This window comes from uncultured Ruegeria sp., from assembly GCF_947497005.1.
Taxonomy (GTDB): domain Bacteria; phylum Pseudomonadota; class Alphaproteobacteria; order Rhodobacterales; family Rhodobacteraceae; genus Ruegeria.
Genome location: NZ_CANMFF010000017.1, coordinates 20,027 through 33,086 on the forward strand (window position 1 = coordinate 20,027; position 13,060 = coordinate 33,086).

Here is a 13,060-nt window from a genome sequence, read left to right on the forward strand (position 1 = left end):
CCGGGGAAGGTTATCAAGCAGATTGGATCGCACCTGAAAGTCTGTTGCCACTATTGCCCCAAGCCAACCATATTCGGGGCACTATGGACCTGCCGCCGCTTGATTTCAGCATCCCCGAACAAGAGAAGACGATGGTAGATGGTGTGATCTCGGCGGCCGAAGATTTGCGCAAAGCAGTGCTGCATATCCGGGAATCTGCTGCCACTTATAATATCGACCCGAACCGTATTGTGCTTGGTGGGTTTTCCGCAGGCGCAGTGACGTCTTGGAATGTTGCACATGGCATGGGAGTCCCGGTCTCTGGTGTTTTTCTCCTGTCCGGAACTGATGCCGGGTTTGACGTCAACAAGGCGGTTACAGCTTCGTCAGACAGACCGCCGATACTCATGTTCATGGGTCAGTATGATTTGGCTGGCGCGTTGTCTTCAGTTCCCCTCCTTTTCGCTCACTACGAAGAAGTAGGTGTGGAGCATGAGTTTGCGTGGGTGCCGGGCTTTGGTCATTTCTATCCTGCTGGTGCCGCCAGCTTGGGTGGCGATGCAGTGAGCACGTCCGTGGAAGGTCGGATTGCCGAGTTCTTGGAACGTGTTATCGGCAACGGGCAGTGACCCAGAGCTTAGTGGCTGCAAGTGGCGGGTGACTGTTGTCTAAGCATTTGTCGCCTTGAGAAATGCCAGCTTGTTGCTCCGATGTGATTTCGGTAACCACCAAATTTCGCTACTGCAGCGAATTCCTCCTCTGACGGGCCGCACCGCAGCGACGAAACTCGTTGTCCAACGGCAATTCAGGGCCGTGGAATACAGGGAAGGGACTTACGCCGAGCCTGCTCCGATGTCTGCAAAAGCCCGACCTGGTCATTCGACAGAGCGCAGCGAAGGTCGGATTTCATGGGTTGGCGAAAAATGCGGTTCGGATCGCGGCCTTCATAGCGTCCTGAGGCCCTTGTTCTTTCGGCTTGCTGGATGCCATCACCAGCTTGGAGGCAGGCGTGTTTCCGAGGCCTAGTGCATCGTTCACAACCGATAGGCCGCCGTGCAGCGAGGAGCGACCGAGCAGACCCACCGCGATCCCGGCTTCTACCGCTGCAATCACACCAGAGACGCTTTGGCTGGAATATACGACGCGATATGGCTCTCCGCGGGATTGCAATGAAATGACCGCCGCGTCGCGCCACCAGCACGCATGATCGAACAAGGCCACTGGAAGGCTTTCATCGGCCCGAAAGTGCCGGTGCGCCGACGAAACCCAACATGTCGGGTCTTCATAAACAACCTCCTCGTGACTGGACGGGCTTTCGACCTCATAGACCGCAAGGTCCAGCGACCCCTTGTCGAGGGCTTCTGGAAAACTTGTGCTCAAGGCGCAGGTGACATCCAGTTCGACTTTCGGATGTTGACTGGCAAAGGTCGCAATGATCGCCGCAAGTTTTGCGCGCCCGTGATCGTCGGGTATGCCCAAACGCAATTTGCCGCTTACTGTGTTCTGTGAAATCTCTCGTAGTGCCGCGTCGAGACGTTCCGTCACCTCCTGCGCGACTGGAAATAGCTTTCGTCCCGTGTCGCTCAGGACCACCCCGCGACCATGCCTGTCAAAGACCGGCTGACCCAGGATCGCTTCGAGGCGCTTGATCTGAAGACTTGTCGCAGATTGCGACCGGTGGATGCGGGCAGCACCGTCCGTGACGCTTCCGGCATCAGCCACGGCGACGAAGGTTCGCAGAAGATCGCTATCCAGATTTTCCATCAGTTTTTCCAATATCGGAAATTGATACTATGCGTTTCACAGATGCCTTGTGCCGCACTATTTTTCAAGGTCAGAGGAGTATCCCATGTCGGATCAGACAGCTGCCCACCAACCATGTAACCGGAAACCCCTAGTGTGGGGCGTGTCTTTGCTGCTGCTGGCAGGCGTCTGTCTTGCTTGGCCGGAACACGCCGCAAACGCAGCAAAGTTTGTCCTATGGGGCCTGATTGTCGTGGCCCCCATCGTCATTCCGGGCATCGTGCTTGCAGCCTGGATCATCGCAAGCGGCGCGGATACCCACATTGCTGGTGCCTTCGAGGGCAGGACACTGAGAACGGTTCTGGCGGCCTCGCTCATTGGAGCCATCACGCCCGTATGCGGTGTGACCGTTCTGCCTTTGATGGCCGGACTACTGGCTGCGGGTGTACCACTCGCTCCGATCATGGCCTTCTGGCTGTCTTCTCCGATAACGGACCCCGCAATGCTCGCGACAACAGCGGCGACTCTTGGTCTGAGCTTTGCGATTGGCAAAACGCTTGCCGCCTTCGGATTGGGTCTATTCGGCGGCGCGGTCACCGGCCTGTTCGCCAAGACGCCCTGGGCCAAGAATGCGCTTCGGGACAATGGCCTGGCGCGCCAGCTAAGTGCTGCACGATGCGGCGAAGAGCAGCCCTTTGATCCTTGGGTCTGGCGGTCTGAGGCGCGTCGTCGTGCTTTCAGCAAACAGGTCTGGGCAACCACGCGGCTTATCCTGATTTGCCTGATCCCAGCATTTGCCGCGGAGTATGCCTTGAACGCGGCTCTTACACCGGGCGCACTGGCCGCATATGTTGGAGAAGACAAATGGTGGGCCATACCCGCCGCTGTCTTCGTCGGTGCCCCGGCCTATATCGACGGTTACGCTGCGCTCCCGCTGACACGAGGGTTGATCGACAACGGTATGTCCGACGGCGCAGCGATGGCGTTCCTTGTTTCGGGCGGCGCGGTCAGCATCTGGGGTGCTATGGCCATCGCACCGGTGCTCAAATTGCAACCATTCATGCTATATCTGTTGCTTGCAGTTCTGGGGTCGCTCGGGGCGGGGTATGTCTTTGGGTGGATCGCCTGAGATTCAGCTTTAACGGGACGCAGACGTTCAGCGAAAGGCAACAAAGTCCTCTGATCCGACATGTACACCCTTTAGGAGCCACAGAATTGCCGGATGTCAGGAGTGAGCCCAAAGAACTTGTTGCTGCACTCGGTTCGAATGATTGCCATGCCGCTGCCTTGCCTGTTGAGTGAGCTTTCAAGAATAAGGCCAAGAAACCTGCGCCAACGGCGAGCCAGACGGAGCCTGTCCGGATGTGTCGCAAACATTTGCAACGGCCAAAGTCAGCGACTTACTGGATACACCTATCCTGCGATCTCGGCGAATACCTGAAAGCCGGAAGTCGTATTGCTGGGGAATTGCCGCTTCCGGATCATGTTGGCGACTTCGATGCCGTCCAAGGTAGCTGATGCGGATCTGAACGATTTGAACCCACACATGTGCCGTACGCGACGCTTGATAAATCGATGATCCTGTTCGATCAGGTTATTCAGATACTTGGACCTGACCATTTGGATTTTTGCCGGGCAACCGAACCGCTTCAGTATCCTGTTCACCTCTCGAATGCCCGCCGCGTTGGCTCCACTTTTGTCGATGACGATCTTGCTCGGGATTCCATTTGAAGCCAGCGCTTTGCCAAAGAACCGTGCTGCTGGACGGTTCCTACGCTCAGACAGCATGAAATCAAGAGTATTCCCAGCTTTATCGACGGCCCGATAGAGGTACATCCATTTGCCGCGAACACGAATATAGGTCTCGTCCATGCGCCATGAACTCAGCGTTGGACGCTTCTTTGATTGCGCACGAGCTGCGACGATCGGCGAGAACTTCACAACCCACCTATTCAATGTGGTATGGTCAACTCGCACACCGCGCTCAGCCATGATCTCTTCCAAGTCACGATAGGACACCGTGTACCGCAGATAGAAGTAAACAGCATACAAAACTGCATCCTTAGGGAAATGACAGCCCTTTAACGAGATCATGCTCAAATTACCTGTTCGAAAACTATTCTACGAGTACAAACCTCAGATCACCCAGGCTCGTCAACTATACCCCAGAGTTTGCGACACATCCGCTTCACCTTAGCTGCCGCGACACTCGCAGGTATCGAGACTGCAAACATGATCCGGAAAGGCCAGCTCGGATCTTCGACAAGCGGATTCCGTCAATTTGCGGTGCTCGCCGGATAATTCCGCCCAATCAGAACGACAGCTCTAATCAACGCCGGAGTTTGCGACATGGCCTGGTGTGGGTATTCTGGATACGATGCGTTTTATCTTATGAGGGATTGAATGCGCTATATTCTGTTGCAAATTACACTGCTTGTTGCTTTTGCGGGCGCGCTTCACGCGGATAAGCGCGATTATATCCAGCTTGCCCAGCAAGGATGGGGATATGAACTGCGCTCAACCATGTTGGGGCGCGACTTGGCAATGCCGGTTCACATAAACGGGCGCGATCTGGTCGGCGCAGCGCTTTGCGTGGTTGGCGAAAGGCCGCATCCTCAGACTCTGGCGGTTTTGAATACCTTTCGAGAGTTGCTGAAACACAGTTTCGGGCACCCGACGCCCATGCGGTATGCTGGTCCTTCGGCACGGGACTGTGGAACCGGCAGAACCGTGGTCTTGCGGCTGTATTCCGGATACCCTCCCAACAGCGATCTGTCAGCGGATATCAACTGGCTCAGTGAAGTACATCAGCTTGGGCTGCCTGAGGGTCGCGCCTATTTGGTAACGTCTCCGGCTATGGCGCAGACATTCTTTGGTCGTCGGGGGCAGGGGACCCATATCGTGGTCAAGCAACCAGCCCATGATCGCCCTGGAAAGCTTGAGAAAGACTTTCACAAATCGATCCTGCTGGAAGAGCTGTTTCAGTCCTTTACATTTGGCATGGACATCTTGCTTATCGACAAGTCAGCAGGGTTCTTGTCCAAGCTGCAGGAAACACCGGTGAAGCTGCAACGACTGCCGTGGAGCTCGCACGATTTTATGCGCGCTCTGTTGAATTCGAACCCGAGCGGCCTGTGTGCGTTTGATATCTTCATGATGCATGCTGTTGCGCAATCTCCTGTAGATCAAACCATTGATCCAGGCTTTATCGACTACATCGATCGCCAATATGATCGGCTTTGGGCCCAGACCGATGAAACATTGGCTGATCCACAATTTGCGGCCCTGATCGACGAAGGCTGCACAACATCAGTCAGCGTGCCCAGGTAATACCATCTGCTGTGTTTTGCTAGCCGGGTGACTCCGGGTAGCCTGATCGCAGGTATTGCGCCCTCAGGGTCTATGGGAGGACATATGGACACAAGGCCTAAAAATCCGCCGCGCGCGATTGCTGGATTGACGGGATATTTGTCGCAGGGGCTTGTTGGGCACGAGCATCTGGTGGAATCCCTTCTTATCGCATTGCTTGAGGGCGGTCATCTTCTTGTCGAAGGCCCGCCGGGGCTGGCAAAAACGCGCGCGGTCAAATGGCTGTCGAACGCTGTCGAGGGCAGCTTTGCCCGAATTCAGTGCACGCCCGATTTGATGCCTTCTGACGTGACAGGAACGCCGGTGTACCAGCCGCAGGAAGGGCGCTTTGAATTTGTTCCGGGGCCTGTGTTTCACACACTGGTGCTGGTTGATGAGATCAACCGCGCGCCACCGAAGGTGCAGTCTGCCCTGCTGGAATCCATGGCAGAGCATCAGGTAACGGTTGGCAACGAAACGCACGTTCTGCCGGATCCGTTTTTGGTAATTGCCACCCAGAATCCGATTGAACATGACGGAACGTTCCCTTTGCCCGAGGCTCAGTTGGACAGGTTTTTGTTGCACGTCGTGCTGACCCTGCCGGATCTGGAAACCGAGCGTCAGATCCTTGATCTGGTCATTGCCGAAACGCAGGATGGGCCGCCAGAATTTCAGCAGATGACGCTTGCGGAATTGCAGTCTGCGCGCGCCGAAACGCAAGCTGTGCACGTGGCACCGGAATTACGGGACTACATCGTGCGTCTCGTGACCGCGACCCGCGAAGGCCCGTTTGCCGAGCAAATTGAACACGCAGTCTCACCCCGCGGATCGTTGGCCCTAGCCTCGGCATCGCGTGCGCGCGCCTATTTGCGCGGCCGCGATTTCGCCTTACCCGAGGATGTGGCCGCTGTTGCGCTCGATGCGCTGGCTCATCGAATGGTGCTGACATGGAGGGCCATCGCAGATGGAAAAAAGCCACGCGAACTGGTGGCGGACATTCTGAATGCGGTCGAGCCGCTGTGACGGGTGTGTTGGATCATGCGGGTGTGAGCCTGACAACGGATGCCTTGATCGCCTTGCGACAAATCGCTTTGAGCGAACACAAGAACCCCGCAGTGGCGGCTTTGCCGGGTGGTTTCCTGACCCGAAAGCGTGGGCAGGGTATCGAGGTTGCGGATGTGCGCGAATATGTGGCGGGGGATGACATTCGTCATCTGGATCGCGGAACAACCGCCCGCACCGGGCGCCTGCATATCCGTCAGTTTCAAGAGGAACGGGATCGAGTCGCCCTGTTGGTTGCCGATTTCCGCGCGCCGATGTTTTGGGGGTTGCAGCGGGCGTTTCTCTCCGTTGCTGCCGCCGAGGCTCTGGCCTTGATCGGATGGCATATGGTTGAAAGCGGCGGGCGTGTGGGCTTGCTGGCGATTTCGATCGATACATCTGTGGTAGTCCCACCGCGGGGCAAGACACGCGGGATGCTGGATGTGATCGGCGGTTTGGTTCAGGCCCATTCGCGCAGTCTGAACGCCTTGCAGAACGGCGAGGATGAGGGGTGGACGCTGGAGCAGTCGCTTACTGGTGTTGAAAGGCTGACGCCCACAGGGTCCGAGATCATCATCGCGTCTGGCTTTGATCATCAGGGTGATGGGTATTCTGATCTGCTGGATCGGCTTGATCATCGTCGAAACCCGCGCCTGGTCCTTGTGACTGAAAGCAAAACACATGAGATGCCAAGCGGCTGGTATCCGATCCGCCTGTCAGATGGCCAACAAAGGCGCGTTTATCTGGGTAAGACAGCGGCTGATGATGCGCTGATTTATCAGAAGGTTGCTGCACATACGGCGCTTGTTGTGAACGCCAGCGACCCGGTTGAGGCAACCTCTCGCCGCATTTCGTCGGCCTTTGCGGCAAGATACGTCCCATGACTGAGAAGGCCCTCACTGAGGCCACAATGCTGGCGAGTCTGCGGGACATCCACTTACCCGCCGAGGCTGTAGGCGGGGTGTTTGCCGAATATGCAGTTGTCTTCGGGATCGCAGCGTTGGCGTCGGTAGGTTGCGTTGCCATCCTGCGGATTCTGAGTATCAAGGTCACCGCAAACAAAGCGTTGGAAACGCCCAAAAAATTTACAGATCAACCCGATTGGTCTGCGGATCGGCGCAAGGTGGCGCTTTTACATAGGCTGCGCGCTCAGAACCCGACTCGTTATGCTGAACTGAGAGGTGAGCTTTACAAACCCGGCGGAGGACCCGATCTGGAGACTCTTCAAGATGAGGTTGCGGGCCGTGTTTGAGCTTGCTGATCCCTGGGCTTTGCTTCTGTTGCCGTTGCCTCTGGTGATGGTTCGTCTGATCAAACCACGGCCAGTATTTGAACGCGCGTTTCCCGTTCCTGATCGCTTTGGCGGGATGCTGTTGGCGGCAAGTCCTCAGGTTAACGCCGCGAACCATCGCTTGGCAGATCGCCTCATCTTGTGGGCCATTTGGGCGTTGACTGTCTTTGCCTTGTCCGGTCCGCGTGAGCTGCAACCAGTCAGTGCGTTGAAAGTTTCCGGGCGGGATCTTGCGATTGTTTTGGATCTTTCGGGTTCGATGGTGCGAGATGATTTTCATCTCGATGGGCGCCAGATCACCCGGCTGGAGGCAGTGACGAGCGTTGGGTCCGAGTTCGCCCGACGCCGCGCTGGCGACCGGGTGGCTTTGATTGTGTTCGGCTCTGAAGCCTATTTCGCCACGCCTTTCACATTCGATACCGAGGCTGTTGCGCGACGGATCGAAGAGGCCATGATAGGCATATCGGGCCGTGCAACTAACATATCCGATGGCCTAGGCCTCGCGTTGAAGCGGCTCGCTGACAGTCAGGCAGCGTCGCGCGTTGTGATCCTGTTATCGGACGGGGTGAACAACGCGGGGGCCACGAACCCTCGGGGCGTCGCAGAACTGGCCGCTGAAATGGGCGTGCGGGTTCATACAATTGCGCTTGGCCCGAAAGACCTGCAAAGCGCTGAGGTCGGTGAACGCGGAGTGGTCGATGCCGCCACTTTGCGCGCCATTGCCGAGGTATCAGGCGGTGAGGCTTTTCGCGTCAAAACCACCGATGATCTGATCGACGTGACGCAAGCGCTGGATCGGTTGGAAGCGACGGACAGCGCTGGCCTTACGGCTGAGGTCCACAAATCCTATTGGATATGGCCTGCGGCAATGGCAGCGGCACTTGCCCTGATCGCGGCATGGAGGCAGGCGGAATGAGTGAATTGGACGTCACTCTGCTCAGGCCGTTTTGGGGGCTTTCCGTGTTCTTCCTATGCGCGATGGGCTGGTGGGTAATATCCCGCACCGGTGGGTTTGGTGCCTGGGACAGAGTTGCCGACCCTCAGCTTATGAAAGCGATGGCGGCGATTGGTAGGATCGAAGGTGGTTCGTTCCCGCTCACGCCATTCGCTTTATTGCTGACCAGCGGGATCGTTGCCATTGCGCTTACGGGTCCGGCGATCGAACGGCGCGACGCGCAAACCTATCACAATCTGGATGGTGTGCTGTTCCTTGTGGATGCGTCAGACAGCGTGGTGGATGACAGCCGCTGGCCACAAATGCTGAGCATGGGGCGTTTTGGCGTCAGCGCGCTTGGAGCCCGGCCCGGTGGCATCATTGTATTTGCAGGTGATGCCTATGTCGCTACGGACATGACGACGGATCACCGCCAATTGGGACAAACACTCTCTCTCATCGACAGAGAAACCGTTCCCGACAAAGGGTCTCGTCCTGAACGGGCACTCGCACTGGCGCTCCGACGGATTGAAGAAGCCGGGATTTTGGCCGGAGACGTGGTGATATTCACGGACGGAGCCGGATTGGGCTCACTCTCGCTGCAACAGGTCGCGTCTCTTGCGTCGCGCGGTGCGCGCGTGTCTTTGGTGTCGCTACTGTCTCCGACGGCGCAAACGCAAACGCATGCTGGTTTTGGCGGTGGTGCCGTGTTTACGTTGGACCAGACGGATGATCTGGCCCTTTGGTTGGCCGATGATGCCGCAACTCAGTTGGAACGCGCAGACTATCCGGTGTTGTTCTGGCACGATCTGGGGCGGTTTCTGTTGATATTCGCATTGCTCCCGCTCTTGTTTTTGTTTTGGAGGGAACGCGCATGAGATGGCTTGCGATCGCGGGTGTTGCTTGTATTGCTCTTGCTTTTGCGTTGGGCGGTGCTGCCCCCTTTGGGCGTGCTGCCTTGGCGATTGGCCTGTACCCTTTGGCGGCAAACCTGTTTTCGGATCCGAACTGGCACGGTATTGCCCTGTACCGTTCCGGGGACTTCGATAAAGCCGCCGAAGCGTTCAAAAGCGCCGGAAACAATTACAATCTCGGCAACGCCGAGGCCCGGAACGGTAAATTGGCCGCCGCACTGGAGGCTTATGATCAGGCCATCGGTAAGGGTAACCCGGATGCTCAGGCAAATTTCGATGTGCTGGCCGCCTTTTATGCGGGGCAGCAGATCGAGCCAGAGGCGTTGGGCCTTTTCCCGGAACGCAAGTCAGGTCCCAAAGCTGAAAGCTTTGTGGCCCGTGGAAATGCGCGCGCGGCGGGAACGGGCAGTGAGGTCACAAACTCGAACACGATGCTGGGACTGGCGGAATTGGACAGCCGCGGGCGATTGGGGGTGCGGCGCATCTTTGATGACAAGTTTATGGTTGCTGACCAACGATGGCTCAATCAGCTTTCCGATGTTCCGGGTGAGTTCATGGCGGCCCGTATCGCGCAGGAACACAAACGCAGGGTGAAGTTGGGTCTTTCCCCTCCTGAAGCGGAGAGCCCGGAATGAAGTGGTTGGTCTTACTACTCATCGCTCTCCCAGTTCCGGTGCTGGCGCAGTCAAAGACCGTGCTGCCATCTGAGGCGTGGATAGAGGTTACCATTGAAGACAACGGCTCTGTTCCCTTCACCCGGGAGATGGTGCTTTTGACGATCCGGGGTGTTTATCGCCGGCACATCACTCGTGAAGAACTTGTCCAACCCGATTTTGAAGGGTTTAGCTGGGCACAGCTTGGGCCGGACAGTTGGTCGGAAGAAAGGATCAATGGTCGGAAGTTCAAAGTGTTTACCCGGCGCATGGCAATCTATCCGGTTGAGGCGGGCGAGCTTGCGATTGGTCCATTCGTTCACCGGTTGACGCTGACTGACGAAAATGACGACTGGTTTGAACATGAGATTCAATCGGAACCACTGTCCATTCAGGTCGCTGATGCCCCGGCCACGAAGGATTGGTGGTTTCCGGTGCGCAAGTTGCAAATCTCGGACCAGTGGTCGAATGCCCCGGATCAACTCGCCCCGGGCGAGGGTGTCTTGCGTGTCATCAGGCTGGAGGCTTTAGGTGCGACCCCCGAGATGATCCCGCCGATGCCAGAGTTGACCTCACCTTCGGCTTTGATCTTCGCGCATCCTGAGAAACGTCTAGTCGAATTGACCCCGGAGGGGCCAGTAACCTATGCATTCTGGCGCTGGACCATTCGCCCGTCTAACGATACGTCTGGCATTGTTGAACCCCTGCAATTCAGCTATTTCGACACCTTCGCGCGCGAAGCTCGTGAGGTCACGATTTCACCACAACGCATTGCGTACGGCACAGTAACCAGAGCGGTGCCCACTGACGGCCCCGAGGAGGTTGCGCCACCTGTGACGTTGCTGAAGTGGCCAGCTTTCGCAATAGCCGCTGTCGTTTTTCTGGCTGGTCTGGTTTTAGGCATGTCTGGGCATAAAGTGGCCGCTTCAAAGGCATTGCTGCGATTTGGGGTTTTCGATACCCTGGTTCGTGATTTGCGGGGTTGCGCCAAGGCCGGTCGCGCAAACGGGCTGCGACAAGCTGCTGTTGCGATCTTACGTCGGGACGGACCCTCAGCCGGGCGCCTTGAGCAAATTCGAGACTTTGACAGGCAGGTGTTCGATCCCAAGGTGGCGGCACCTGATTTGAATGAATTTGTCAGGAAATTCCTCAAAAATTAGACCTTCCGAGTTATCAAGCTTTTGTTATCTATGAAATCTTTTGAACGTATCAAAATGAAACAGTTGAACTGATCAAGAAATGATGTACTTTTCCCATTGGAGGAGAGCCCATGCATACTGCGGGATGCCCTGAACCGTTGGACCGAGTGTCCAGCGTGCTTATTGTTGATGATCATCCGCTGTTTAGCGACGCACTGGCTGCGGCGTTGCAACTGAGTTTCGAGAATTGCCGGATTGAAAAAGCCAGCACGCTCGCGCAATCATTTGAGATACTTGGCGAGGGCTTCAAACCTGACCTGATCATGTTTGACCTCAAATTGCCAGACGTCACAGGGATCTCGGGTTTTCAACAGTTCCGACAGCGTTGTCCGAAGGTGCCGGTTCTGGTCATCTCGTCCCTTGCATCCGGCGAGCTTGTGCGATCTTTGCTGGATCACGGCGCGATGGGGTTTCTTCCCAAAGATACGCCTGTGCAAACGCTCAAGATCGCGATTCAGGAAATCGCTTCTGGCCGTAAGTATGTGCCGGCCGAATACAGCCGAGTTGAAGAGGCGAAGCCAGTAGAGAGCATTGTCTATCAATCCAGCCCTGAGCTTTCATCACTGACACCGCAACAGGTCAAAATCCTGAAACTTATTTGCGTGGGCCAATCCAACAAACAGATCGCATATGAGCTGTCGCTGGCTGAGGCGACGGTCAAAGCGCATATCACCGCTTTGTTGCGCCGTCTTGGAGTGCGCAACCGGACCCAAGCGGCTGTTCTGGTCGATTCGGTTGTCGCCCGTCAGTCGCGACATGAACCGGAGGTTAAATCCTTTCTTCAACACTAGGGGGCGCAAATGCGGGATCTGGAGCACGGACCGAATTTCATTGCTATTGGCCGTTCCGCAAACTCGGACCCAAAAACCGCTGTTGAAGAAGCCTGTGCGGAATTGGATTGTCACTTATCTTGCTTCGTCCTGGCCTTTATTCCCAGCAATCTTGATCCGGCGGAAGTGTCGCGATGCCTGAACTGGAAACTCGCGGGCGTTCCAGTTTTCGGCTGCACCACCGCGGGGCAAATAACGCGATCAGGTTATGAATCGGATGCGTTATTGCTACTGGCCTTCCCGAAGTCCAACTTTCGATGCTCGTCCATTTTGTTCGAAGAACTCAGACCACTGGATTCGACTGAAATCGCAGCTACCGCACAGCGTCAGGCCGAAAGATTCCGTCATACGGCAGGATGGAACAGGCTGGCTCTGGTGTTCACCGATGGATTGTCCAAGCAAGAAGATTTGCTAGTCTCCACTCTGGAAACCGTTCTGGATGGATTGCCGATTTTTGGTGGCTCAGCCGGGGATGGCCTTCAATATGAAGAGACGTTTGTTTTTCACTGCGGCAGGGCACATAGCAATGCCGCCGTCCTGTTGTTGATCGAAACCAACCTTGGCTTTCAAGGCATCGGGTTTGATCATTTCCTGCCTATCGGGTCAGAGATCATCATCACCGACGCCAATCCGGAAGAGCGTGTAGTCTATGAGATAAACGGAGCCCCGGCAGCGCAGGAATACGCGAGGTTGGTCGGTTGTGCGGCCGAGGAACTTTCACCGCTGGTGTTTGCAGAAAACCCCCTGCTTCTGAGGCAAAATTTGAATTACTACGTACGCGCCATTCGCGAACCGATGGAGGGCGGATCCTTATCCTTTCTCGCGGCGATTGATGACGGCCTTATCATGACTTTAGGACGCGGGAAGGAGATCATCGAAACGCTCAAGGCCGGGCTGGATGTGCGCGACAATACCGGAACGGCACCTGATTTCATCCTCGGGTTCGATTGTATTCTGCGCAAGCTGGAAATCGAACAGAAGCAGTTGAGCAAACAAGTCTCAGACGTTTTGCAATCCCATCGGGTGGTTGGTTTCAACACATACGGAGAGCAGCAATCCGGTGTACACATGAATCAGACCTTTGTGGGGGTCGCCTTCTTTGAACCAGAGAAGCGAGACCTGAGCTGA

At 56.2% G+C, this 13,060-nt stretch carries 14 protein-coding genes and 1 pseudogene; 13 read left to right on the forward strand and 2 right to left on the reverse strand.

The genetic code is table 11. The annotated features are described in order from the left end of the window. Positions 1 to 44 precede the first annotated feature (44 nt). Positions 45 to 608, forward strand: a complete 564-nt coding sequence (locus tag Q0816_RS20090) for an alpha/beta hydrolase (protein WP_298853996.1) — start codon at positions 45 to 47, stop codon at positions 606 to 608. Between the two features lie 277 nt (positions 609 to 885). Here the strand turns inward: Q0816_RS20090 and Q0816_RS20095 are convergent, their stop codons facing one another. Further along, positions 886 to 1,743, reverse strand: coding sequence for a LysR substrate-binding domain-containing protein (locus Q0816_RS20095; RefSeq protein WP_298853998.1), 858 nt, complete (start codon positions 1,741 to 1,743; stop codon positions 886 to 888). Between the two features lie 85 nt (positions 1,744 to 1,828). Here Q0816_RS20095 and Q0816_RS20100 point away from each other — a divergent pair, with 85 nt between their 5' ends. After that, positions 1,829 to 2,851: a permease gene (locus Q0816_RS20100; RefSeq protein WP_298854000.1), complete on the forward strand. Its 1,023-nt coding sequence runs from the start codon at positions 1,829 to 1,831 to the stop codon at positions 2,849 to 2,851. A 284-nt stretch (positions 2,852 to 3,135) separates the two neighbouring features. Here Q0816_RS20100 and Q0816_RS20105 read toward each other — a convergent pair whose 3' ends face one another. Then, positions 3,136 to 3,816, reverse strand: a complete 681-nt coding sequence (locus Q0816_RS20105; RefSeq protein ID WP_298854002.1) for an IS6 family transposase — start codon at positions 3,814 to 3,816, stop codon at positions 3,136 to 3,138. A gap of 102 nt (positions 3,817 to 3,918) precedes the next feature. Here Q0816_RS20105 and Q0816_RS20110 point away from each other — a divergent pair. The 11 genes and pseudogenes from Q0816_RS20110 to Q0816_RS20160 all read left to right on the forward strand — a co-directional run. After that, positions 3,919 to 4,023, forward strand: a pseudogene (locus Q0816_RS20110) (IS6 family transposase); the annotation flags it as partial. A gap of 102 nt (positions 4,024 to 4,125) precedes the next feature. Then, entirely contained in the window at positions 4,126 to 5,052 is a 927-nt protein-coding gene (locus tag Q0816_RS20115; RefSeq protein ID WP_298854004.1) for a hypothetical protein, read from the forward strand. A gap of 84 nt (positions 5,053 to 5,136) precedes the next feature. After that, positions 5,137 to 6,093, forward strand: coding sequence for an AAA family ATPase (locus tag Q0816_RS20120; protein ID WP_298854006.1), 957 nt, complete (start codon positions 5,137 to 5,139; stop codon positions 6,091 to 6,093). A 23-nt stretch (positions 6,094 to 6,116) separates the two neighbouring features. Then, complete coding sequence (locus Q0816_RS20125; RefSeq protein ID WP_298854008.1) at positions 6,117 to 6,995, forward strand: DUF58 domain-containing protein; 879 nt, start codon at positions 6,117 to 6,119, stop codon at positions 6,993 to 6,995. Next, positions 6,992 to 7,363, forward strand: a complete 372-nt coding sequence (locus tag Q0816_RS20130) for a hypothetical protein (RefSeq protein WP_298854010.1) — start codon at positions 6,992 to 6,994, stop codon at positions 7,361 to 7,363. Before Q0816_RS20125 ends, Q0816_RS20130 begins: the two co-directional genes overlap by 4 nt. Next, positions 7,356 to 8,318, forward strand: coding sequence for a VWA domain-containing protein (locus Q0816_RS20135; protein ID WP_298854013.1), 963 nt, complete (start codon positions 7,356 to 7,358; stop codon positions 8,316 to 8,318). The genes Q0816_RS20130 and Q0816_RS20135 overlap by 8 nt, the downstream gene beginning before the upstream one ends. Then, positions 8,315 to 9,214, forward strand: a complete 900-nt coding sequence (locus Q0816_RS20140; RefSeq protein ID WP_298854015.1) for a VWA domain-containing protein — start codon at positions 8,315 to 8,317, stop codon at positions 9,212 to 9,214. Before Q0816_RS20135 ends, Q0816_RS20140 begins: the two co-directional genes overlap by 4 nt. Next, positions 9,211 to 9,885, forward strand: coding sequence for a tetratricopeptide repeat protein (locus Q0816_RS20145; RefSeq protein WP_298854016.1), 675 nt, complete (start codon positions 9,211 to 9,213; stop codon positions 9,883 to 9,885). Before Q0816_RS20140 ends, Q0816_RS20145 begins: the two co-directional genes overlap by 4 nt. Further along, positions 9,882 to 11,063: a hypothetical protein gene (locus tag Q0816_RS20150; protein ID WP_298854018.1), complete on the forward strand. Its 1,182-nt coding sequence runs from the start codon at positions 9,882 to 9,884 to the stop codon at positions 11,061 to 11,063. The genes Q0816_RS20145 and Q0816_RS20150 overlap by 4 nt, the downstream gene beginning before the upstream one ends. Before the next feature lie 110 nt (positions 11,064 to 11,173). Next, on the forward strand, positions 11,174 to 11,893 hold the full coding sequence (locus Q0816_RS20155) for a response regulator transcription factor (RefSeq protein ID WP_298854020.1): 720 nt from the start codon (positions 11,174 to 11,176) through the stop codon (positions 11,891 to 11,893). Between the two features lie 9 nt (positions 11,894 to 11,902). Beyond that, a complete protein-coding gene (locus Q0816_RS20160) occupies positions 11,903 to 13,060 on the forward strand; it encodes an FIST N-terminal domain-containing protein (protein ID WP_298854022.1) in 1,158 nt (385 codons plus the stop codon).

Coding starts and splice junctions, on each gene's coding strand:
- Q0816_RS20095 (WP_298853998.1), bottom strand. CDS start 1,743: ATGGAAAATCTGGATAGCGATCTTCTGCGAACCTTCGTCGCCGTGGCT.
- Q0816_RS20100 (WP_298854000.1), top strand. CDS start 1,829: ATGTCGGATCAGACAGCTGCCCACCAACCATGTAACCGGAAACCCCTA.
- Q0816_RS20105 (WP_298854002.1), bottom strand. CDS start 3,816: ATGATCTCGTTAAAGGGCTGTCATTTCCCTAAGGATGCAGTTTTGTAT.
- Q0816_RS20115 (WP_298854004.1), top strand. CDS start 4,126: ATGCGCTATATTCTGTTGCAAATTACACTGCTTGTTGCTTTTGCGGGC.
- Q0816_RS20120 (WP_298854006.1), top strand. CDS start 5,137: ATGGACACAAGGCCTAAAAATCCGCCGCGCGCGATTGCTGGATTGACG.
- Q0816_RS20130 (WP_298854010.1), top strand. CDS start 6,992: ATGACTGAGAAGGCCCTCACTGAGGCCACAATGCTGGCGAGTCTGCGG.
- Q0816_RS20140 (WP_298854015.1), top strand. CDS start 8,315: ATGAGTGAATTGGACGTCACTCTGCTCAGGCCGTTTTGGGGGCTTTCC.
- Q0816_RS20145 (WP_298854016.1), top strand. CDS start 9,211: ATGAGATGGCTTGCGATCGCGGGTGTTGCTTGTATTGCTCTTGCTTTT.
- Q0816_RS20150 (WP_298854018.1), top strand. CDS start 9,882: ATGAAGTGGTTGGTCTTACTACTCATCGCTCTCCCAGTTCCGGTGCTG.
- Q0816_RS20155 (WP_298854020.1), top strand. CDS start 11,174: ATGCATACTGCGGGATGCCCTGAACCGTTGGACCGAGTGTCCAGCGTG.
- Q0816_RS20160 (WP_298854022.1), top strand. CDS start 11,903: ATGCGGGATCTGGAGCACGGACCGAATTTCATTGCTATTGGCCGTTCC.